Annotated in this window: 16 protein-coding genes, 1 tRNA gene and 2 rRNA genes; 15 read left to right on the forward strand and 4 right to left on the reverse strand. The window is 69.1% G+C overall.

Annotated elements, in window-relative coordinates; all coding sequences use genetic code 11:
• The 3 genes from ACFVJX_RS02420 to ACFVJX_RS02430 all read left to right on the forward strand — a co-directional run.
• Window positions 1-73, forward strand: a 23S ribosomal RNA gene (locus ACFVJX_RS02420); the annotation flags it as partial.
• Between the two features lie 79 nt (window positions 74-152).
• Window positions 153-269: ribosomal RNA gene (gene rrf, locus ACFVJX_RS02425) — 5S ribosomal RNA — on the forward strand.
• 227 nt (window positions 270-496) lie between these two features.
• Window positions 497-569 (forward strand) — tRNA-Thr (locus ACFVJX_RS02430).
• Between the two features lie 365 nt (window positions 570-934).
• Here the strand turns inward: ACFVJX_RS02430 and ACFVJX_RS02435 are convergent.
• The gene (locus ACFVJX_RS02435; protein WP_384131415.1) at window positions 935-1,855 is read right to left on the reverse strand and encodes an alpha/beta fold hydrolase; all 921 of its coding nucleotides are present in this window, start codon (window positions 1,853-1,855) and stop codon (window positions 935-937) included.
• A 56-nt stretch (window positions 1,856-1,911) separates the two neighbouring features.
• Here ACFVJX_RS02435 and ACFVJX_RS02440 point away from each other — a divergent pair, with 56 nt between their 5' ends.
• A complete protein-coding gene (locus ACFVJX_RS02440) occupies window positions 1,912-2,499 on the forward strand; it encodes a TetR/AcrR family transcriptional regulator (RefSeq protein WP_384131412.1) in 588 nt (195 codons plus the stop codon).
• Between the two features lie 22 nt (window positions 2,500-2,521).
• Here the strand turns inward: ACFVJX_RS02440 and ACFVJX_RS02445 are convergent, their stop codons facing one another.
• Window positions 2,522-5,140 (reverse strand): SpoIIE family protein phosphatase, encoded by a 2,619-nt coding sequence (locus ACFVJX_RS02445; RefSeq protein ID WP_384131409.1) that lies wholly within the window; start codon window positions 5,138-5,140, stop codon window positions 2,522-2,524.
• A 400-nt stretch (window positions 5,141-5,540) separates the two neighbouring features.
• Here ACFVJX_RS02445 and ACFVJX_RS02450 point away from each other — a divergent pair, with 400 nt between their 5' ends.
• From ACFVJX_RS02450 to ACFVJX_RS02500, 11 genes are all read left to right on the forward strand, one after another.
• Window positions 5,541-10,997 carry a HAMP domain-containing protein gene (locus tag ACFVJX_RS02450; RefSeq protein ID WP_384131406.1) on the forward strand — a complete coding sequence of 1,819 codons (5,457 nt, stop codon included), beginning with the start codon at window positions 5,541-5,543 and terminating at the stop codon, window positions 10,995-10,997.
• Window positions 10,998-11,242: 245 nt separating this feature from the next.
• On the forward strand, window positions 11,243-11,920 hold the full coding sequence (locus tag ACFVJX_RS02455) for a two-component system response regulator (RefSeq protein WP_384131403.1): 678 nt from the start codon (window positions 11,243-11,245) through the stop codon (window positions 11,918-11,920).
• A 213-nt stretch (window positions 11,921-12,133) separates the two neighbouring features.
• The gene (locus ACFVJX_RS02460; RefSeq protein WP_384131400.1) at window positions 12,134-14,908 is read left to right on the forward strand and encodes a DNA translocase FtsK; all 2,775 of its coding nucleotides are present in this window, start codon (window positions 12,134-12,136) and stop codon (window positions 14,906-14,908) included.
• Window positions 14,909-15,112: 204 nt separating this feature from the next.
• Window positions 15,113-15,913 (forward strand): RodZ domain-containing protein, encoded by an 801-nt coding sequence (locus ACFVJX_RS02465; protein ID WP_384131397.1) that lies wholly within the window; start codon window positions 15,113-15,115, stop codon window positions 15,911-15,913.
• Between the two features lie 134 nt (window positions 15,914-16,047).
• A complete protein-coding gene (rimO, locus tag ACFVJX_RS02470; RefSeq protein WP_384131394.1) occupies window positions 16,048-17,526 on the forward strand; it encodes a 30S ribosomal protein S12 methylthiotransferase RimO in 1,479 nt (492 codons plus the stop codon).
• Window positions 17,523-18,284 (forward strand): CDP-diacylglycerol--glycerol-3-phosphate 3-phosphatidyltransferase, encoded by a 762-nt coding sequence (gene pgsA / locus ACFVJX_RS02475; RefSeq protein WP_384131391.1) that lies wholly within the window; start codon window positions 17,523-17,525, stop codon window positions 18,282-18,284. Before rimO ends, pgsA begins: the two co-directional genes overlap by 4 nt.
• Entirely contained in the window at window positions 18,281-18,790 is a 510-nt protein-coding gene (locus ACFVJX_RS02480; protein ID WP_384131388.1) for a CinA family protein, read from the forward strand. Before pgsA ends, ACFVJX_RS02480 begins: the two co-directional genes overlap by 4 nt.
• Window positions 18,791-18,899: 109 nt before the next feature.
• Entirely contained in the window at window positions 18,900-19,283 is a 384-nt protein-coding gene (locus ACFVJX_RS02485; protein WP_384131385.1) for a helix-turn-helix domain-containing protein, read from the forward strand.
• A 206-nt stretch (window positions 19,284-19,489) separates the two neighbouring features.
• The gene (locus ACFVJX_RS02490; RefSeq protein ID WP_384131382.1) at window positions 19,490-19,960 is read left to right on the forward strand and encodes a Dps family protein; all 471 of its coding nucleotides are present in this window, start codon (window positions 19,490-19,492) and stop codon (window positions 19,958-19,960) included.
• Between the two features lie 110 nt (window positions 19,961-20,070).
• The gene (locus ACFVJX_RS02495; protein ID WP_384131379.1) at window positions 20,071-20,265 is read left to right on the forward strand and encodes a CsbD family protein; all 195 of its coding nucleotides are present in this window, start codon (window positions 20,071-20,073) and stop codon (window positions 20,263-20,265) included.
• A gap of 189 nt (window positions 20,266-20,454) precedes the next feature.
• Window positions 20,455-20,754 carry a hypothetical protein gene (locus ACFVJX_RS02500; protein ID WP_384131377.1) on the forward strand — a complete coding sequence of 100 codons (300 nt, stop codon included), beginning with the start codon at window positions 20,455-20,457 and terminating at the stop codon, window positions 20,752-20,754.
• Here ACFVJX_RS02500 and ACFVJX_RS02505 read toward each other — a convergent pair.
• On the reverse strand, window positions 20,702-21,466 hold the full coding sequence (locus ACFVJX_RS02505; RefSeq protein ID WP_384131374.1) for an SDR family NAD(P)-dependent oxidoreductase: 765 nt from the start codon (window positions 21,464-21,466) through the stop codon (window positions 20,702-20,704). The genes ACFVJX_RS02500 and ACFVJX_RS02505 overlap by 53 nt on opposite strands.
• 61 nt (window positions 21,467-21,527) lie before the next feature.
• Window positions 21,528-22,355 (reverse strand): DNA-formamidopyrimidine glycosylase family protein, encoded by an 828-nt coding sequence (locus ACFVJX_RS02510; RefSeq protein WP_384131371.1) that lies wholly within the window; start codon window positions 22,353-22,355, stop codon window positions 21,528-21,530.
• Window positions 22,356-22,358 lie beyond the last annotated feature (3 nt).

Consider the following 22,358-nt stretch of genomic DNA (forward strand, 5'->3'; position numbering starts at 1 on the left):
GTTGATAGGCCAGATGTGGAAGCCCGGTAACGGGTGGAGCTGACTGGTACTAATAGGCCGAGGGCTTGTCCTCAGTTGCTCGCGTCCACTGTGTTAGTTCTGAAATAACGAACGGCCGTGTTTTGTTCCGGTGTTGGTTAATTTCATAGTGTTTCGGTGGTCATTGCGTTAGGGAAACGCCCGGTTACATTCCGAACCCGGAAGCTAAGCCTTTCAGCGCCGATGGTACTGCAGGGGGGACCCTGTGGGAGAGTAGGACGCCGCCGAACTCCTTTTGATAGTTAAGCCCCGTGCCCTTGTGGCACGGGGCTTTTCTGCGTTCCGGAGCCGTTCCGGAGCCGTTCCGGAGCCGTTCCAGGCCCTCACGTCCGCCGGCTGCGGGTGCAGGCGGGGGAGCCAACGCGCCTCCGGGCAGGGGGCCATGACGGTGCGGCAGATGGTTTTGCGCACCCCCTGGATTCGGGTATGCTTTAGCTCGTTGCCGCAGGGCAGCAAGGCCCCAATAGCTCAGTCGGTAGAGCGTCTCCATGGTAAGGAGAAGGTCTGCGGTTCGATTCCGCATTGGGGCTCGGACAAAGCAAAGGCCCCCGCTTAACGGCGGGGGCCTTTCGCGTATCCGGATTGGTGCGGCTATGGCTATGCAGGGCCCCGGCAGAGGTCGTTAGGTGATGCCGAGGAGGGCCAGTGGGTGTCGCCGCTGGTCTAGCCCATCGCTTTGTCGGCTTTGGTGGATGGTGGGGCGGTACCGGCGCGGAGCAACGCCGCGATCATCGCGGCCGGGGCCCTGCGGTAGCTGACTGTGGACATCGACATTCTTCCTCGCGCACCACTGACGGCATACGTATCGCCGTCGATTCTTGGCACGCGGGGGCGCACCGCAACGTGAGTGAGCGGGGGCGCAAGACAGGCATGGCGAAACTCCGCCACGAATGTGTCAGCCGTGCGGCACGCCTGCTATCGGTTTGCCACCGAGGAAGTCCTCCAGGACCTCGGTAAACCGCGCCGGCTGTTCCTCGGCTGCGTAATGGCCGCAGTCGTCGAGGACCACCTCGGTGACGTCGTCGGACGCCAGCCGCATCGTCTCGGCGACCATCGCGCCGCTGTACCGCTCGCCGCCGATGGCGAGCACCGGCAGCGTCAGCCGGGTCTTCCTGCGCTGCTCGTTCTGCGCGATCGTCTCGTCCAGCGCGCGGTAGTACGCGAAGCTCGCCCGCAGCCCGCGAGGATCCGCGACGATCGCATCGACGTAGACGTCGACGGCGTACGCGGGGATCGCGTCCGGGGTGGCTGCCTTCTTGGCGAACTGGTAGCCGAAGAAGAGCCGCTCCCGCCCTCGGACCAGCTCCTCGTTGAGGTCGGTGAGCCGATTGAAGCCGAAGTGCCAGAGCCGCTGGCTGACCGCGGCCGGGCTGAAGACCGACGGCGTCGGCGTGATACCAGGGATGATGGCGTCGACGACGGCGAGCCGGCCCACCCGCTCGGGGTGATCGGCGGCGAGGGCGTATCCGGTCCACATGCCGATGTCGTGGCCGACCACGTCGAACCGGTCGTGCCCGAGCGCGGCCATCAGAGCAACCAGATCGGCGGCCAGCGTGCCGGCGTCGTATCCGTCGTCGGGCTTGTCGGAGAGCCCGGACCCGCGCGAGTCGACGGCGACGACGGTGTGCTCGCGGGCGAGCGCGGGCATCACTTCCCGCCAGGCGTACCAGGTCTGGGGCCACCCGCCTACCAGCAGCAGCGCCGGACCTTCCCCGCCGGTGACCGCGTGCAGCCGCAGTCCCTTCACCTCCACGAGCCGGCTGGTGAATACGTCGGTGAACCCGTCGGGCAGCCGCATTGAACTCAAGGTTGTCATGCTGGCGACCATACCCATCTTTGAACGATCGGTACAAGATGTGTAGGCTGACGACCATGGCAGGCCGCAAGCAATTCGACGTGGACGATGCGCTACGACGTGCGATGCACGTCTTCTGGCGCTGGGGCTATTCGGAGGCCTCGATCGATCGCCTGGCCGAGGGCACGGGCCTGGGCCGGGGCTCGCTCTACGGCACCTTCGGCGACAAGAGCGCCCTCTTCCGGAAAAGCCTCCAACGCTACGCGCAGACCTACCACCCGCTGTACGAGCAGGCGCTGTCCGGCCCCCACTCGAGCCCGAGCGCCGTTGTGGCCGCCTTCCTGCAGGTCGCCCTGAACCGCATCGCCGACCCGACGGTTCCGGATGGCTGCCTGCTCACGGTGTCGGCAACGCAGTTCCCGGCGCTTGACGCGGAGGGCCGGGCGATGGTCCGCGCCATGATCGACGGTTTGCGGGCGGGACTGGAGCAGGCGTTGCTGGCGGCGGGGGCCGGTGAGCAGGAGGCGGCAGAGCTGGCGTTGTGCACGCTGGCGACGAACCAATCCCTGGCGGTGCTGAGCCGCGCCAGCTTCTCGAGCGAAGACCTGGCAACCGTTGCCGCAGCCGCCGTCCGTATCCCCGGGAGACCACATCCACTACGTTGAATAGTGCTCTGGACACCAATGGCTATGCGGCCGGCGGTTCCGGGACACGCATCGCGAGGATGGCCATGTCGTCCGAGGCCGGTTCGGCGGCGAATCGTTCGACCGCCCGCAGAATCCGTGCCGCCACCGCGCCGGCCGTGAGGCCCGTACAGGTGGCCAGCACGTCCGCCAGGCCGTCGTCGCCGAGCATGCGGGTGCCCTCACGGCGTTCGGTGACGCCGTCGGTCACGCACAACAGGACGTCGCCCGGGTCGAGGGTCACCGTCTGCTCGTACAGCTCCAGGTCCTCGATGACGCCGAGCAGAGGCTGCGGTTCCGCCGCGGATTCGACCGAGCCGTCCTGGCGCAGGCGCAGCGGCAGCGGGTGACCGGCACAGACCACCTTCAGCAGTGCGCTGCCGTCCTCCTGCGGCCACAGCTCCCCGTACAGCAGCGTCAGGAAGCGACTGCGGGCGCCCTCGTCGAGGATCGCGGCGTTGAGCCGCTCCAGGACCGCGGGGCCGCCGAAGCCCTCGCGGGCGAGCAGACGCAGGGCGTGGCGGGCCAGGCCCGTGACGGCCGCGGCCTCCGGGCCGGTGCCGCAGACGTCACCGATGGCGAAACCATAGGCGCCGTCGCGGATCGGGAAGACGTCGTAGAAGTCGCCGCCCACCTCGTTGCCCTCGCCGGCCGCCCGGTAGATGACCTCGATCTCGACATTGGGCACGTCCGGCAGCCCCGGCGGCAGCAGGCTGCGCTGGAGGGACTGGCTGATCGCCATGCGCTCGGAGTACAGGCGGGCGTTGTCGAGCGCCAGTGCGGCCCGGCGGGAGAGGTCCTCGGCCAGTTCCAGGATCTCCTGGCGGAAGTGGTCGTCGGACGGTTTGCCGAGCGTCAGCATGCCGATGACGCGGTTGCGGGCGACGAGCGGAAGGACCACCGTCTCTCCGCCGACGGCGGCCGCCGTGGCAAGGGTGGTGCGAATCCCGCAGCCCTCGTTGCCGGGGCCGATGTTCCGCATCGAGATCCGCAGGGCCGCCTGGTGGGCGGCCTCGGAAGGGGCGGACCAGACGCGGGCACCGGGGGCCGGTACCGGGTCCGGCGGGGCGATCTTGGAGAGCAGGGCCTTGAGGCCGTCGATGCGCTCCTCGTCCTCGTGCAGCACGTACGAGAGGTACGGGTCCGAGGACTGGTCGGCGATCGTGTAGACGGCGCACCAGGTGGCCAGGGTGGGGACCGTCATCTGGGCCATCAGGGCCAGGGTCTGGTCCCGGTCGAGCGTCCCCGCGAGGAGGTCCGACGCCTCGACGAGGAAGGAGAGGGAACCGCGGCGCAGCCGCTCCAGTTCGCCCAGGCGGGCGGACTCGACGGCCAGGGCGATGCGGTCCGCCGCGAACTGGAGACGCAGGGCCTCCTCGTTGGAGTACCGTCCGGCTGCCTCGGCCGCGACGCCCAGGGAGCCCGTGAGGCGGCCCTCGACCTTCAGCGGGACCGTGACCACCGAACGCATACCGGTGTTGCCCAGCAGAGGGACGGCGCCGGGGACGGCGTCGAGGTCCTCGTGGACCGCGGGCATGCGCGCGGAGCCGTACCGTCCGGTGCCTGCCTCGACGGGGACGCGGGCGAAGCGCTGGCGGGCTGAGGGGAGGCCGGTCGTGGCCCGTACCTCCAGCTCCGTCTCGTCGTCCGTGGCCAGCAGCAGGAAGGCCGCGTCGGCGTCGAGCATGTCGCGGGCCCGCTCGACGGTGCGCTGGAGCAGACCGTCGAGGTCCTCGGGGGCGGGGGAGCCGATGAAGACCTCGAAGGGGTCCGTCTTGCGGCTCTCGGTGTTCGAGTCGGAGACAGGGGCGCGGACCGGTGACTGGAGCACGGCCCGCTCGTAGTCGCGGACCAGCAGGCAGACCGTCGAGGGCTCGCCCTGGGTATCCCGTACGCGCAGGTGCGAGCCGTAGACGGGGATGGTGCGCCCGTCGGCACCCCGGATGCCGTAGCTGCCCTCCCAGCGGGAGAGGCGGAGCGCGTCGGCGATGCCCGTGTTGGTGCCGGGGGTCTGCGGCCAGGCGGTGAAGTCGGTGAGCTGTTTGCCGGTGACCTGGTCCGCCGTGTATCCGAACAGATACGCGGCGTCGTCGTTCCATGCGGCGATGGCGCCCGCGCTGTCGATCTGGACGACGGCGACCCTGACTCGTTCGTCGGTGACCGGGAGCAGACCGACGGGGAGCAGCGGACCGGCGGAACGGATGCCCACCGGGCGGTCGGGCAGGTCGAGCTGGAACCAGACGTGTTTGTGCGCGGGGGAGTACTCGACGCCCCAGCGGGAGGCCAGCGCGGCGCACAGGAGCAGGCCGCGGCCGTTCTCCCGGTCCGGGTTCACGAAGTCGGGACCGGTGGACTGGAGCGGGATCTCCCGCTCCGGATAGTGGTCGGAGACCTCGACCCTGACGCCGTCCTCCGTGCGAAGGCACAGCACGTCCGCGGCGGTGCCCGCGTGGACCACCGCATTGGTGACGAGCTCGCTGGTGAGGACGACGGCGTCATCGACGACATCGGTGTAGCCCCACCCCTGGAGGGTGTCGCGGACAAAGGCGCGGGCGGTCGCGACGGAACGCCCGACCGGGTCGAAGGTGGCAGCCGCGCGCGCCGTGATCACAGCACTCCCCATATGGTGTCTCGTCGCTTCCCCGAGTCCTGTGCCCGTTTCTCGCCGCTTCGATTCGCTTGCCAGGCTAGACGCTCCGTCCCCGCACCGGGTACACGAGGGCCGTCTTCGGGCAAGGACGGGCGGATACAGGCCTGTGACCGGACAAGTGTGGGCTTCCCAAGGGGGTGATGTGGGACAACCATTGGACCGACCACCCGGACCGGTTCCGGCCTGGTAGGTTTCAACGATTTGACGTCCGCATAGTCACCCGTCAACGGTGGGCTGTGGCGGTGAGCCATAGAGGATCTGGGCAAGCTCCCAGAGAAGACCCGAGCGATACGGTCAACCCTGCGGGAGGGACACGGTGGAGTCTGGCGTGGCGGCGCGGGGAACAAGCACGCGCACTAAAGGCGGACAGTCCGTGAAGAAGCAGCGCAATGGAACCATCGAAGTCGACGCCGCAGCGCTCAACAGACTGCTGGCCGGTCTGGTGGCCATGCGTGACGGCAATTTCCGCAGGCGCCTGACGGTCTCCGGTGAGGGCACCATGGCGGAGATCGCGGCCGTCTTCAACGAGGTCGCCGACCGTAATGTCCACCTCACGGGTGAGCTCGCGCGGGTGCGGCGGGTCGTCGGACGCGAGGGCAAGCTCACCGAGCGGCTGGAGACGGGCGCCTGCGAGGGGGCCTGGGCCGCCGCGATCGATGCCTCCAACGAACTCGTCGACGATCTCGCGCGACCGGTCTCGGAGGTCGGGCGGGTGCTGTCGGCGGTGGCCGACGGTGACCTGGAGCAGCGGATGGAGCTCCGGTCGCACACCACGGACGAGACGGTACGGCCGCTGCGCGGCGAGTTCCTGAAGGTGGCCCGTACGGTCAACAACCTCGTCGACCAGCTGTCCGCGTTCACCGAGCAGGTGACGCGGGTCGCGGTCGAGGTGGGCACCGAGGGCAAGCTGGGCGGCCAGGCCCAGGTGCGGGGCATGTCCGGGTCCTGGAAGGACCTCACGGACTCCGTGAACACCATGGCGTACCGGCTGACGGCACAGGTGCGCGACATCGCGCTGGTGACGACGGCGGTCGCCAAGGGCGATCTGTCGCGCAAGGTCACCGTCCATGTGGCCGGCGAGATGCTTCAGCTGAAGAACACCGTCAACACGATGGTCGACCAGCTGTCGTCGTTCTCCTCCGAGGTGACGCGGGTCGCCCGCGAGGTGGGCACCGAGGGTGAGCTGGGCGGCCAGGCCACCGTGCCCGGTGTGGCCGGTGTGTGGAAGGACCTCACCGACTCCGTCAACACGATGGCCGGGAACCTCACCTCCCAGGTGCGGGGCATCGCCGAGGTGACGACGGCGGTCGCCAACGGTGACCTGTCGCAGAAGGTGCGGGTGAGCGCCCGGGGCGAGGTCGCGCAGCTCGCCGAGACCATCAACCAGATGACCGAGACGCTGCGGACCTTCGCCGACGAGGTCACGCGGGTGGCGAGCGAGGTCGGTGGCGGGGGTGTGCTCGGTGGCCAGGCGCAGGTGCCTGGTGCCGCGGGGACGTGGAAGGACCTCACGGACTCGGTGAACACCGTCTTCCGTAACCTCACGACCCAGGTGCGGGACATCGCGCAGGTGACGACGGCCGTGGCCAGCGGCGACATGTCGCAGAAGGTCACCGTCGACGTGGCCGGCGAGATGCTGGAGCTGAAGAACACCGTCAACACGATGGTCGACCAGCTGCAGTCCTTCGGTTCGGAAGTGACCCGGGTGGCCCGGGAGGTCGGCGTCGAGGGCCGGCTTGGCGGCCAGGCCGAGGTGCCGGGGGCCGCCGGTACCTGGAAGGACCTCACGGACTCCGTGAACACGGCGTTCCGGAACCTGACGGGTCAGGTGCGGGACATCGCGCAGGTGACGACGGCGGTCGCCAACGGTGACCTGTCGCAGAAGGTCACCGTCGACGTGGCCGGCGAGATGCTGGAGCTGAAGAACACCGTCAACACGATGGTGGCGCAGCTGTCGTCGTTCGCCGACCAGGTGACGCGGATGGCGCGTGACGTGGGCACGGAGGGCCGCCTCGGCGGTCAGGCGCGGGTGGACGGCGTCTCCGGTACGTGGAAGGAGCTCACGGACTCCGTCAACTTCATGGCGGGGAACCTGACCTCCCAGGTGCGCCAGATCGCCCAGGTGACCACGGCGGTGGCGCGGGGTGACCTGTCGCAGAAGATCGACGTGGACGCGCGCGGCGAGATCCTGGAGCTGAAGAACACCATCAACACCATGGTCGACCAGCTCTCGGCCTTCGCCGAGCAGGTGACCCGGGTGGCCCGTGAGGTGGGCACGGACGGGCGGCTCGGCGGCCAGGCGCAGGTGCCCGGTGTGGCCGGTGTGTGGCGTGATCTGACCGACTCGGTGAACGGCATGGCGGGCAACCTCACCGCTCAGGTCCGTAACATCGCCCAGGTCGCCACGGCGGTGGCGCGGGGTGACCTGTCGCAGAAGATCGACGTGGACGCGCGCGGCGAGATCCTGGAGCTGAAGAACACCCTCAACACGATGGTCGACCAGCTCTCGAACTTCGCCGAGCAGGTGACGCGGGTCGCCCGTGAGGTGGGTACGGAGGGCATCCTCGGCGGACAGGCCGAGGTGCAGGGTGTGTCCGGTACGTGGAAGGACCTCACGCAGTCCGTCAACGGCATGGCGAACAACCTGACCCTTCAGGTCCGCAACATCGCCGAGGTCACCACCGCCGTCGCCAAGGGCGACCTCTCCAAGAAGATCACCGTTGACGCGAAGGGCGAGATCCTCGAACTGGTCACGACCGTCAACACGATGGTCGACCAGCTGATGAACTTCGGTGACGAGGTGACCCGGGTCGCCCGCGAGGTGGGTACCGAGGGCATCCTCGGTGGCCAGGCGCGGGTCCGCGGTGCCACCGGCATCTGGAAGGACCTCAGCGAGAACGTCAACCTGATGGCCAACAACCTGACCAGTCAGGTGCGGAACATCTCCCGGGTCTCGTCCGCCGTCGCCAACGGTGACCTGACGAAGAAGGTCACCGTCGAGGCACGCGGCGAGGTCGCCGAGCTCGCCGACACCGTCAACACGATGGTGACGACCCTGTCCTCGTTCGCCGACGAGGTGACCAGGGTCGCCCGTGAGGTGGGCACGGAGGGCGAGCTGGGCGGCCAGGCACGGGTCCCCGGGGTCGCCGGTACGTGGAAGGACCTCACCGAGTCCGTGAACTCGATGGCGTCCAACCTGACCGGTCAGGTGCGGCAGATCGCCACCGTCACCACGGCCATCGCCAAGGGTGATCTCACCAAGAAGATCGACATCGATGCCCGGGGTGAGATCCAGGAGCTGAAGAACACCATCAACACGATGGTCGACCAGCTGTCCTCGTTCGCGGAGCAGGTGACCCGGGTGGCCCGCGAGGTGGGTACCGAGGGGCAGCTGGGCGGTCAGGCGCGGGTGCGGGACGTCGACGGCACCTGGCGTGACCTCACCGAATCGGTGAACGAGATGGCCGGAAACCTCACCAGGCAGGTGCGTGCCATCGCGGCCGTCGCCACCGCGGTCACCCGCGGCGATCTCAATCTGAAGATCGACGTGGACGCGGCCGGTGAGATCCAGGCCCTGCAGGACAACATCAACACGATGATCGCCAACCTGCGTGACACCACGGCCACCAACAAGGAGCAGGACTGGCTCAAGGGCAACCTCGCCCGGATCTCCGGCCTGATGCAGGGGCGGCGCGACCTCGAGGACGTGGCCTCGCTGATCATGAGCGAACTGACACCGGTCGTCTCCGCCCAGCACGGCGCGTTCTTCCTGGCCACGGCGACCGGCGAGCCCGACGCACTGGGCGCTGAGGGCGACCGGGAGGGCGCGTACGTGCTCCAGATGCGGGGCAGCTACGGCTACTCCGCCGGCTCCATGCCGACGTCCTTCCGGCCCGGCGAGACGCTCATCGGCACGGCCGCCGAGGAGAAGCGGACGATCCAGGTGGACAACGTCCCGCCGGGGTATCTGAAGATCTCCTCGGGTCTCGGCGAGGCGCCGCCCGCACATGTGATCGTGCTGCCGGTGCTCTTCGAGGGCAAGGTGCTCGGAGTGATCGAACTGGCCTCGTTCCAGCCGTTCACCCATATCCAGCGGGACTTCCTCAACCAGCTCGCCGAGATGATCGCGACCAGCGTCAACACCATCAGCGTCAACACGACGACGGAGAAGCTGCTGGAGCAGTCGCAGGAGCTCACCGAGCAATTGCGCGACCGCTCGCAGGAGTTGGAGAACCGGCAGAAAGCACTCCAGGCGTCCAACGCGGAACTGGAGGAGAAGGCCGAGCTGCTGGCCCAGCAGAACCGGGACATCGAGGTCAAGAACACCGAGATCGAGGAGGCGCGGCAGGTCCTGGAGGAGCGCGCCGAACAGCTCGCGGTCTCGATGCGCTACAAGTCGGAGTTCCTGGCCAACATGTCGCACGAGCTGCGCACACCGCTCAACTCGCTGCTCATTCTGGCCAAATTGCTGGCGGACAACGCCGAGGGAAATCTGTCGCCGAAGCAGGTGGAATTCGCCGAGACGATCCACGGGGCGGGTTCCGACCTGCTCCAGCTGATCAACGACATCCTCGATCTGTCGAAGGTCGAGGCGGGCAAGATGGATGTCAGCCCGACCCGGATCGCGCTGGTCCAGCTGGTCGACTACGTGGAGGCGACATTCCGGCCGCTCACCGCGGAAAAGGGCCTGGACTTCTCCGTACGGGTGTCTCCGGAACTGCCGGCCACGCTGCACACGGACGAACAGCGGCTGCTCCAGGTACTGCGCAATCTGCTGTCCAACGCGGTGAAGTTCACCGACAGCGGCGCCGTCGAGCTGGTGATCCGGCACGCGGGGGCGGAGGTGCCGAACGCCATCCGGGAGCAGTTGCTGGAGGCCGGTTCGCTGCGTGACGCCGACGCCGATCTGATCGCGTTCTCGGTGACGGACACCGGGATCGGGATCGCGTCCAGCAAGATGCTGGTGATCTTCGAGGCGTTCAAGCAGGCGGACGGTACGACCAGCCGCAAGTACGGCGGTACGGGACTGGGTCTGTCGATCAGCCGGGAGATCGCGCGGCTGCTGGGCGGTGAGATCCATGCGGCGAGCGAGCCCGGCCGGGGCTCGACGTTCACGCTGTACCTGCCGCTGCACCCGAGTGAACTCCCGCCGCAGGGCTACCCGCAGATCGGACCCGGGCCCATCGAGGTGCACGGCGCCGGCGTCGAGAGCGGCCGGCTGCCCGAGGCCGGGCAGGGCTTCCAGGACTTCGGCCGGGGAACGGGCCAGTCGGGGGGCGCGGAGGACCAGAGCGGCGCCGCAGGGCTGTTGAGGCGCCGCCGCAAGGCGCTGGGCGGCTCGGGGCAGCAGTCCGCGCTGCCGGCGCCCCCGGCGTCGCAGCCCGCTCCGCAGGAGTCCTGGACGCCGAGCGTCCAGGAGGAGGCGGAGGCCGAGCCCCGCAGGACGTTCCGGTTCAGCGGCGAGAAGGTACTGATCGTCGACGACGACATCCGCAACGTCTTCGCGCTCACCAGCGTGCTGGAGCAGCACGGGCTGTCGGTCCTGTACGCGGAGAACGGGCGCGAGGGGATCGAAGTCCTGGAGCAGCACGACGATGTGACGGTCGTGCTGATGGACATCATGATGCCGGAGATGGACGGCTACGCGACGACGTCGGCGATCCGCAGGATGCCGCAGTTCGCGGGGCTGCCGATCGTCGCGCTGACGGCCAAGGCGATGAAGGGCGACCGGGAGAAGGCGATCGAGTCCGGCGCGTCCGACTACGTCACCAAGCCGGTCGATCCTGACCATCTGCTTTCCGTTATGGAGGGGTGGATGCGCGGAGAGTGATCGTCGATTGAGCGAAACAACCATGATTTGTTGATCGAGCGCGTCTGAAGTGGTGTGGGAACGCGATTTCCGGGGAACCTTCTGGTCTCGCGCCGCGTTCCTGGTATGTGCACCGTGACATCGCGGTGACAGGGTGTGGTGACGGGCGGGGTGCGGTTACCATGACCGGCACAAGGACGGACGGCGTAAGGGAGTCGTCCCCTGGGGCGGCGCCCGGTGCAATTCCGGGGCGAGGAGGACGGGCCATGGTGCCGAAGGCCAAGATCCTCCTGGTCGATGACCGGCCGGAGAATCTGCTGGCGCTGGAGGCCATCCTCTCTGCGCTCGATCAGACACTGGTGCGGGCATCGTCAGGGGAGGAAGCGCTCAAAGCGCTGCTCACGGACGACTTTGCGGTCATTCTGCTGGACGTGCAGATGCCGGGCATGGACGGTTTCGAAACCGCCGCGCACATCAAGCGGCGGGAGCGGACCCGGGACATCCCGATCATCTTCCTCACCGCGATCAATCACGGTCCGCATCACACCTTCCGGGGTTATGCGGCGGGCGCGGTGGACTACATCTCGAAACCGTTCGATCCGTGGGTGCTGCGGGCGAAGGTCTCGGTCTTCGTCGAGCTGTACATGAAGAACTGCCAGCTCCGGGAGCAGGCGGCGCTGCTGCGCCTCCAGCTCGAGGGCAGCGGGCACACCGGCGCGAGCCACGAGAAGGAACCCGCCGGTCTGCTGGCCGAGCTCTCCGCGCGGCTCGCTGCCGTCGAGGAGCAGGCCGAAGCGCTGTCCAAGCAACTCGACGACGAGTCGGCGGACGCCGCGGCGGTGGCCACCGCCGCTCATCTCGAACGGAAGCTGACCGGACTGCGGCGGGCGCTGGACGCGCTGGAGCCCGGCACCGGCGGCGGACCGGCGACGCTTCCCTCGTAACGGCGGCCGCGCCGGTTCCGTACCGCCCTTTGCCGACAGGTGTCTTCGGTCCGGCGCGGCGGCAACTGGCCGGTGGTTCCGGCCGGTCGGCGGTCCCGCCGGGGTCCGGCACGGGTGAGGGCGCGTCAGTTCGGGGCCTCCGCAGGGCGACACGGTCGGGTGAACCGGCCCGCGCACGTGTTCACTGCCGCAGACACCGGTAACCTCGGCCCCATGGCCTCACGTACGTCCGGCAAGGGTTCCCAGGGCGCGGGCACCGCGAAGCGCGCCGGCGGTGGCCCGGGCCCTGCGAAGAAGGCCGCGCCCGCGAAGAAGGCCGCCGCCAAGAAGACCGTGCCCGCGAAGAAGGCTCCCGCCAAGAAGGCGGTGGCGAAGAAGGCGGCCGCGCCCAGACCGGCGCCCTCGCCCACCAACGGTGTGTACCGCCTGGTCCGCGCTGTCTGGCTCGGCGCTGCCCACGCCGTCGGCGCACTGTTCCGGGGCATAGGGCGCGGCGCCAAGGGCCTGGACCCCGCGCACCGCAAGGACGGCGTCGCGCTGCTGCTGCTCGGCCTCGCCCTGATCGTCGCGGCGGGCACCTGGTCGAACCTGCGCGGACCCGTCGGCGATCTCGTCGAGATGCTCGTCACCGGCGCCTTCGGCCGGCTCGACCTCCTCGTGCCGATACTGCTCGGCGCCATCGCCGTGCGGCTGATCCTCTATCCCGAGAAGCCCGAGGCCAACGGCCGGATCGTCATCGGGCTCTCCGCACTGGTCATCGGCGTGCTCGGCCAGGTCCACATCGCCTGCGGATCGCCGGGCCGCGAGGACGGCACCGAGGCCATGCAGGACGCGGGCGGACTCATCGGCTGGGCCGCCTCCAAGCCGCTGATCTTCACCATGGGTGAAGTGCTGGCCGTTCCGCTGCTCCTGCTGCTCACCGTCTTCGGGCTGCTGGTCGTCACGGCGACTCCGGTGAACGCCATTCCGCAGCGGCTGCGGCTGCTCGGCTCCAAGCTGGGGATCATCGAGCCGGCGTACGACCCCGAGGCGCTGGACGAGAACGACGACGAGCGGTACGACGAGCAGTGGCGCGAGGCCCTGCCCGACCGCTCGCGCCGCTCATCCGCGCGCCGCTCCGAGCCGTCCGAGGTGTACGACACCGACCGCGTCGAGGCCGATGCCCTCGCCAAGCGCCGCAGGCCGCGCAGGGCCTCCGTACAGCCCGCGATGAACCGGACCATGGACGCGGTGGACGTCGCGGCAGCTGCTGCCGCCGCGCTCGACGGCGCCGTGCTCAACGGCATGCCGCCTTCGCCCGTCGTCGCCGACCTCACACAGGGCGTCTCCGCGGACCGCGAGCGGGCGGGCACGCCGGTCCCGGGGGCGCGGGAGCCCGAACCGGCCGGAAAGCCGGAGAAGGACACCTCGCACTCCGGGGGCGTACCCGACCTGACCAAGCCCGCTCCCGAGCGGTCGCAGTCGCAGTCCCAGCCACTGCCGGCCCGCGCGGAGCAGCTCCAGCTCTCCGGTGACATCACCTACTCGCTGCCCTCGCTCGACCTGCTGGAGCGCGGTGGTCCCGGCAAGACCCGGAGCGCCGCCAACGACGCGATCGTCGCGTCGCTGACCAACGTCTTCACTGAGTTCAAGGTCGACGCGGCCGTCACCGGATTCACCCGCGGGCCCACGGTGACGCGGTACGAGGTGGAGCTCGGCCCGGCCGTCAAGGTCGAGCGGATCACGGCCCTCGCCAAGAACATCGCGTACGCCGTCGCCAGTCCCGACGTCCGGATCATCTCCCCGATCCCGGGGAAGTCGGCGGTCGGCATCGAGATCCCCAACACCGACCGCGAGATGGTCAATCTCGGAGACGTGCTCCGTCTCGCGGACGCGGCCGAGGACGACCACCCCATGCTCGTCGCACTCGGCAAGAACGTCGAGGGCGGCTACGAGATGGCCAACCTCGCGAAGATGCCGCACGTCCTGGTGGCCGGTGCGACCGGTTCCGGAAAGTCCTCCTGCATCAACTGCCTCATCACCTCGGTGATGGTCCGGGCGACCCCTGAGGACGTCCGGATGGTGCTGGTCGACCCCAAGCGGGTCGAGCTGACCGCGTACGAGGGCATTCCGCACCTGATCACGCCGATCATCACCAACCCCAAGAAGGCCGCCGAAGCCCTGCAGTGGGTCGTGCGCGAGATGGACCTGCGCTACGACGACCTCGCCGCGTTCGGCTACCGGCACATCGACGACTTCAACCACGCCGTGCGCACCGGCAAGCTCAAGACCCCCGAGGGCAGCGAGCGGGAGCTGTCGCCGTACCCGTACCTGCTGGTGATCGTGGACGAGCTGGCCGACCTGATGATGGTCGCGCCGCGCGACGTCGAGGACTCGATCGTCCGTATCACCCAACTGGCCCGCGCCGCCGGTATCCACCTGGTCCTCGCCACCCAGCGCCCCTCGGTGGACGTCGTCACCGGTCTCATCAAGGCGAACGTGCCCTCCCGGCTCGCCTTCGCGACCTCCTCGCTCGCCGACAGCCGGGTCATCCTCGACCAGCCCGGAGCCGAGAAGCTCATCGGAAAGGGTGACGGACTGTTCCTGCCGATGGGGGCGAACAAGCCGACCCGTATGCAGGGCGCCTTCGTCACCGAGGACGAGGTCGCCGCAGTGGTCAAGCACTGCAAGGACCAGATGGCACCCGTGTTCCGCGAGGACGTGGTGGTCGGCACGAAGCAGAAGAAGGAGATCGACGAGGACATCGGCGACGACCTCGATCTGCTCTGCCAGGCCGCCGAGCTGGTCGTCTCCACTCAGTTCGGCTCCACCTCGATGCTCCAGCGCAAGCTGCGGGTGGGCTTCGCCAAGGCCGGACGGCTGATGGACCTCATGGAGTCCCGGAACATCGTCGGGCCGAGCGAGGGGTCCAAGGCCCGCGACGTCATGGTGAAGCCGGACGAGCTCGACGGGGTGTTGGCTCAGATTCGCGGGGAAACAGGTTCGTGAGGGTTTTGCGGGCAACCGTTTCGCCGGGCCGTACGTCAAGTTGAAGGGAGGGACAGCAGGATGTCCTTCCAAGGGGCGGTCGGGCGAATCCGACTCTGTTCGAATCTGATGGCGTACAAAGTCAGCCCTCCCGGTTGCCCCACCCTTTCGTACCCCCCCTAGACTGAACATCCAGCAGGTGGCTCACGCTCGAAAGGCGCCCCCGTGTCCATCGGCAACTCCCCCGAAGACGACCGGCCCTTGATCGGTCGAGTGCTTCAGCAGGCTCGAATCGCCGCAGGTCTCACGGTCGAAGAGGTCAGCACGTCCACCCGGGTGCGCATCCCCATCGTGCACGCGATCGAGGAGGACGACTTCTCCCGCTGTGGCGGCGACGTGTATGCGCGTGGCCACATCCGTACGTTCGCACGGGCCGTGGGCATCGATCCGGAACCACTGGTTTCGCAGTTCGACGCCGAGCACGGCGGCCGTCCCGCGCCGACGCCGGCGGCCCCGCTGTTCGAGGCCGAGCGGATCCGTTCCGAACCCCGACGGCCCAACTGGACCGCGGCCATGGTCGCGGCCATCGTCGCCGTGGTCGGCTTCGTCGGCTTCACCTTCTTCAAGGGCGGTGACGAGCCCTCGAACGCCGGCCGGGTCGCCGAAGGCCCGACGTCGGACAAGATCACCCCCAAGCCGGCGAGCAGCAAGCCCGTCGATCCCAAGCCGGCCCCCTCCGACAGCGCCATCGCCGCCGCGCCGCAGGACAAGGTGACGGTCAAGCTCAGCGCCAGTCAGGGCAAGAGCTGGATCTCCGCCAAGGACCACAACGGCCGGCTGCTCTTCGACGGACTGCTCCAGCAGGGTCAGTCGAAGACGTTCCAGGACAAGGAGCGGGTCGATCTCGTCCTCGGCGACGCCGGGGCGATCGAGCTCTTCGTCAACGGCAAGAAGGTCGAGGACCAGTTCCAGCCCGGTCAGGTCGAGCGGCTCTCGTACACCAAGGGTGACCCCGAGGTCGGCTGACAGCGGCAATCGACAGCTCGCGCACCGCGGCGGGCGCCCGGCCATCGTGCCGGGTGCCCGCCGTCTCTGTTACTCCCTGTGACTGTGGAACCTGCACGGCGGGGCCAGTGCCGGGACAAAGTAGTCTTGAGCCCATGCCCGAACGCCGTACCGTCGCCCTTGTCACTCTTGGCTGCGCCCGTAACGAGGTGGACTCGGAGGAGCTCGCAGGCCGCTTGGCAGCGGACGGCTGGGAGCTCGTCGAGGATGCCTCCGCCGCCGATGTCGCCGTGGTCAACACCTGTGGATTCGTCGAGGCCGCCAAGAAGGACTCCGTCGATGCCCTGCTCGAAGCCAATGATCTGAAGGACCACGGCCGCACCCAGGCCGTGGTCGCCGTCGGCTGCATGGCCGAGCGCTACGGCAAGGACCTCGCCGAGGCCCTGCCGGAAGCGGACGGCGTCCTCGGATTCGACGACTACGCAGACATCTCGGACCGCCTCCAGACCATCCTCAACGGTGGCATCCACGCCTCGCACACCCCCCGCGACCGCCGCAAGCTGCTGCCGATCAGCCCTGCCGATCGGCAGGACGCCGCGGTGGCCCTGCCCGGTCACGCACAGGAGGCAGCCCCGGCCCCCGCCGATCTCCCGGAGGGTGTCGCTCCGGTCTCCGGCCCGCGGGCACCCCTGCGCCGCCGGCTCGGCACCAGCCCGGTCGCCTCGGTGAAGCTGGCCTCCGGCTGCGACCGCCGCTGCTCCTTCTGCGCCATCCCGTCCTTCCGCGGCTCCTTCATCTCGCGGCGCCCCTCCGACGTACTGGGCGAGACCAGGTGGCTGGCCGAGCAGGGGGTGAAGGAGGTCATGCTGGTCTCCGAGAACAACACCTCGTACGGCAAGGACCTCGGCGACATCCGTCTGCTGGAGACGCTGCTGCCGGAGCTCGCCGACGTCGACGGGATCGAGCGCATTCGCGTCAGCTATCTCCAGCCCGCCGAGATGCGGCCCGGTCTGATCGACGTACTGACCTCGACGCCGAAGGTCGCGCCCTACTTCGACCTCTCCTTCCAGCACTCGGCCCCGGGCGTGCTGCGCGCGATGCGCCGCTTCGGCGACACCGACAGCTTCCTGGAGCTTCTGCACACCATCCGGAGCAAGGCGCCGCAGGCCGGTGCCCGCTCCAACTTCATCGTGGGCTTCCCCGGTGAGACCGAGGCCGACGTGGCGGAGCTGGAACGGTTCCTCACGGGTGCGCGTCTCGACGCCATCGGCGTCTTCGGCTACTCCGACGAGGACGGCACCGAGGCGGTCGGTTACGGCAACAAGCTGGACGCGGACACGATCGCCGAGCGGCTCGCGCACATCTCCCAGCTGGCCGAGGAGCTGACCTCGCAGCGGGCCGAGGAGCGGGTCGGGGAGACGCTCCAGGTGCTGGTCGAGTCGGTCGAGGCGACCGAGGACGAGTCGCGCGCCGTGGGCCGCGCCGCGCACCAGGCCCCCGAAACGGACGGCCAGGTGCTCTTCACCGCACGCGAGGGACTCGTCCCGGGCCGTATGGTCGAGGCAAAGGCGGTCGGGACCGAGGGTGTGGACCTGGTGGCCGAATGTCGCGAGCTTGCGGAGGTGGCCAGATGACCGGAGCTCCGGCATCCGCGGCAGGGAGTTCCGGCGCCACGCCGGTCCGCGGCGGGAAGCTGGGCACTGCGGCCGTAAACCAGGCCAGCCTGTGGAACATCGCCAATCTCCTCACCATGGCGCGGCTGGTCCTGGTGCCCGGCTTCGTCCTGCTCCTGCTGCACAACGGCGGATACGACCCGGCATGGCGTTCCTTCGCCTGGGCGGCGTTCGCCGTCGCGATGATCACTGACCTGTTCGACGGGCATCTGGCACGTACGTACAACCTGGTCACCGACTTCGGGAAGATCGCCGACCCGATCGCCGACAAGGCGATCATGGGCGCGGCACTCGTCTCGCTGTCGTACCTCGGTGATCTGCCCTGGTGGGTCACGGGCGTGATCCTCTTCCGCGAGCTCGGCATCACCGTGCTGCGCTTCTGGGTGATCAGGCACGGGGTGATCCCGGCCAGCCGCGGCGGGAAGCTGAAAACGCTGGCGCAGGGGACGGCCGTCGGGATGTACGTCCTGGCGCTGACCGGACCGCTGGCGACCCTGAGGTTCTGGGTGATGGCGGTGGCCGTCGTGCTGACGGTCGTCACCGGTCTGGACTATGTGCGGCAGGCAATCGTGCTGCGACGCCAGGGGCTCGCGGCGGAGCGGGCGGAGGCGGCCCAGGAGGCCGTCGAGGCGGCCGCGGAGACTTCCGGGGACGCCGGGGGCCAGGAAAGGGTCTCCGGGACCTCAGGGGCCCGTGACGCGGCGGAGGCCGAACGGTGACAGCCGCGGCCCGGGTGCTTCGACTGCTCGTCGAGCGGGGCGAGACCCTCGCCGTCGCCGAATCGCTCACCGGTGGGCTGGTCGCGGCGGAGTTGACGTCCGTACCCGGTGCATCGCACTCCTTCCGCGGCTCCGTGACGGCCTACGCGACCCCCCTCAAGAGTGAAGTCCTGGGTGTGGATCCAGCCCTTCTCGCATCGAGCGGGGCGGTGGATCCCGAGGTCGCCTCCCAGATGGCCGCAGGCGTACGACGGGTTCTCGGAGCGGACTGGGGGCTTGCCACCACGGGTGTTGCGGGCCCCGAGCCGCAGGACGGCCGGGCGGTGGGAACGGTCTTCGTCGCTGTCCGGGGGCCCCATGGGGTGTCGAAAGTGGCCGCGCTGCGGTTGAACGGCGGACGAGCGGACATCCGTAATGAGAGCGTACGGAGCGTGCTCGATCTGCTCTCCGGCGAACTCGGCGGGTACGCGAGCGCACAGGATACGGAACAGATCGGGGGGAATTGATGTTTGCAGCCCTGAGTGAACACGACATCGCTCCCCGCACGGCCGCAGCGCTAGGCGGTACGGTGGGGCGTGAAGGATGCGGCTACGCGGTCCGAGGAGGGAGCCACCGATGATTCTGCTCCGTCGCCTGCTTGGTGACGTGCTGCGTCGGCAGCGCCAGCGCCAAGGCCGTACTCTGCGCGAAGTCTCCTCGTCCGCCCGAGTTTCGCTCGGTTATCTCTCCGAGGTGGAGCGGGGGCAGAAGGAGGCATCCTCCGAACTGCTCTCCGCCATTTGCGACGCGCTTGACGTACGGATGTCCGAGCTCATGCGTGAAGTGAGCGATGATCTGTCGCTGGCTGAACTGGCCGAGTCGGCAGCAGTCGGCGACCCGGTACCCGTACCGGTGCGCCCAAGGCTCAATTCCGTCTCCGTTACGTCGGTGGCGGGTGTACCGACGGGGCGGGTGACCATCAAGGCGCCTGCGGAAGCGGTGGATGTCGTCGCCGCCTGACCCGTTCGGTTCGGTCTGAAGCCGGAGCCCCGGTCCTCCCCTCTGGGGGTGGACCGGGGCTTCTGCGTGTTGGAAGCGCTGTAGCGGGAAGGCGCACTGTGAGGCCGGGGAGATCTCCTGCAGATCCTTCCCTGGATGACCGTTTTGCTTCGTTTGTGCCATCGTGGGTGGTGCTGAACGGAATGGATATCAGATCGGAGAAGTGCATGTCTGTGGTGAAGAGCCCGCTGTCCGAGGCCGACCTCAAATCCGTCGGCGATGCGCTCCAGGGCGCCCTTGTGGACCTCGTCGACCTGTCCCTGGTCGCGAAGCAGGTCCACTGGAACGTGGTGGGGCCACGCTTCAGGTCCGTGCACCTTCAGCTCGACGACGTCGTCGACACCGCCCGCCAGCACTCCGACACGGTCGCCGAACGGGCCTCCGCTGTCGGCGTCAACCCGGACGGCCGGTCGACGACGATCGCCAGGACCACGGCCATCGGCTCCGTGCCGGAAGGCTGGATCAAGGACGTGGACGCGGTACGGACCCTGGTCGACGCCCTCGGTGTGGTGATCGGCCGCATGCGCGAGCGGATCGAGGTGACCGCCGAGCCGGACCCGGTCAGCCAGGACATCCTGATCACGCTGACCGCGGATCTCGAGAAGCACGCGTGGATGTTCCAGGCGGAGAGCGCCTGAGTCGCGCCCGCCTCACCCGGCCGGATGCCGAGACATCCGTGCCGGCCCCCTACCCCCGGGGCCGCTCGCGTTCGGGCGGCCGCCGGTTCGCACCATTTCGAGGAGTCGCAATGACCGACGGAAGCGCGAAGGACAAGATCACCGGTAAGGCCAAGGAAGCCATGGGCAAGATGGCCGGCAACCGCCGCATGGAGGCGGAAGGCCAGGCGGACCAGGCCAAGGGCAAGGCCAAGGGCGCAGTGGGCGATGCCAAGGAGCGCGCCGAGGGCGTCAAGGACTCCCTGTCCGGCGATGACAAGGACTGACGGCAAGGTCTGACGGCCGAAGGGCGGAGCCCCCACCGGGAGCGGTGGGGGCTCCGCTCTGGATGCGGCCCCGGCGGAGCCGGGTGAGACTGCCAGGGTGTGCGACTGCGCCGTGCGCGCCGGTACTGCACCGGTGCGCTCTTCCGCCGGGTGATCGGGCCGGACTAGGTTCGGCCGGAGGAGGCAGCCATGGTACGGCGATGGGTGCCGGCACTCGTTCTCGGCGGTGTGTGGTGGTGGGCCGTGCTGAGGCTGGTGCTGGAGCCGGCGCACGCCGGGGTGATCGAGGGAGCGGTGGCGGCGGGCGGCTGGGGACTCAGCCTCCTGCCGGTGCATGTGGCCGCGACGGCCCGGCCGACGGGAATCTTCGACGCGGGTACCGGCCTGCTGCGGCGGTGCGCCGAGGGGGCGCGGGAGGCGAGCCGGTCCTGGTGGGCTACCAGGGCATGGCGACGCCGCCGTTCGGGCGGAGGATCTGACCTGTCATGAAGGCCGATGCGCCGGACGCGAGAAACAGGACGGTCTGAGCCACGTCGACGGCCTCGCCGACCCTGCCGAGCGGCGATATCCGCGCCATCGTGGCCTCTGCCCGGTGCTGCTGGTCCGCGTCGTGGCGGGCGGTCATGGGTGTGCGGATCCAGCCGGGGGCGACGGCGTTGACCCGAATGGCGTGCGGGCCCAGCTCCGTGGCCAGGGTCTTGGTCAGCTGGACCACGGCCGCCTTGGCCGCGCTGTAGCAGAGCAGTCCGGGGCTCGCGGAGTCGACGGCGCCCGAGGCCATGGTGATCAGCGACCCCGGAGCGTCGCGGGCGATCATGGACCGGGCCACTTCCTGGCAGGCGTACAGAACTCCCTTGAAGTTGACCGACAGCACGCGGTCGAGATCCTCGTCCGCGGTCTCCAGGACGCTGCTCGTGTGCATGATCCCGGCGACGGCGGCCAGGATGTCCACATCCCCGGCGGCCGCCACGGCGGACCTGAGCCGACTGCGGTCCGTGACATCCAGCGGATGGCTGTGGGCCTCACCACCTGCTCCGGTGATCAGCTCCCGGGTCTCCGACAGTCCCTTCTCGTCGCGATCCGCGCAGTGGACGGTGGCGCCGGATTCCGCGAGGAGGACCGCGCAGGCGCGGCCGATGCCGCCGGCCGCGCCGGTGACGAACGCGGAGCGGCCGGTGAGGTCGTACGCGGCGAGTGACATGACCGGACCGTACGACCGGATCTGACGACCCGTCAACTAGGGGGCGGGGCCCGATTGGCAGTTAGGGCGTGGGGCCCGACTGGCAGTGAGGGCACCAGTAGGCGGGCCGGTCGTCCTGCTCCGCGGCGCGGACCGGTGTTCCGCAGCGCAGGCAGGGGCGGTGGGTCCTGCCGTAGACCCAGAGGTTCTCGCTCGGGCGGCCGGGGCGGGCCGGCCGCCCGGCGGCGGTGCGGGGGCGTGCCCCGGTGGTGGTGATACGCACCGGGCGGTCCCGGTTTGCTTCGAGGAGCTGGTGGGCTGTGCTCACGAGAAGGGCGGCCGTGGCGGAGGGCAGCTCGCCGATGGGCAGCCATGGAGTGGCGCGGGCCAGGAAGCAGAGCTCGGCCTTGTAGATGTTGCCGATGCCGGCCAGGTTGCGCTGGTCCAGGAGTGCCTCGCCCAGGGGGCGGGCGGGGTCGGCGAGCAGGTTGTGCAGGGCCGTGCCGGCGTCCCAGTCGGGGCCGAGGAGATCCGGGCCGAGATGACCGACGGCCTTCTCCTCGTCCGCGGTGCGCAGGAGTTCGAGGACGGGGAGGCGGTAGCCGACGGCCGTGTGCGCGGTGTTGCCCAGGATGGCGCGGATCTGGTGCGTGGGGCCGCCGCGCCAGCGTTCGTCGGGGCGGTAGATCCGCCAGGCGCCGTCCATCCGCAGATGGCTGTGGAGGGTGAGGCCGCCCTCGAAACGGGTCAGCAGGTGCTTGCCGCGCGAGGTGACGTCGAGCACGGACCGGCCGGTGAGGTCGGCGGTCGCGAACCGGGGAACGCGCAGATCCGATCTGGTGAGGACCTCTCCGGCGAGTGCGTGGTGCAGACGCTTGGCGGTCTGCAGGACGGTGTCTCCTTCGGGCATGTC

Origin of the sequence: Streptomyces sp. NPDC127177 (assembly GCF_042672475.1) — a bacterium.
GTDB lineage: Bacteria > Actinomycetota > Actinomycetes > Streptomycetales > Streptomycetaceae > Streptomyces.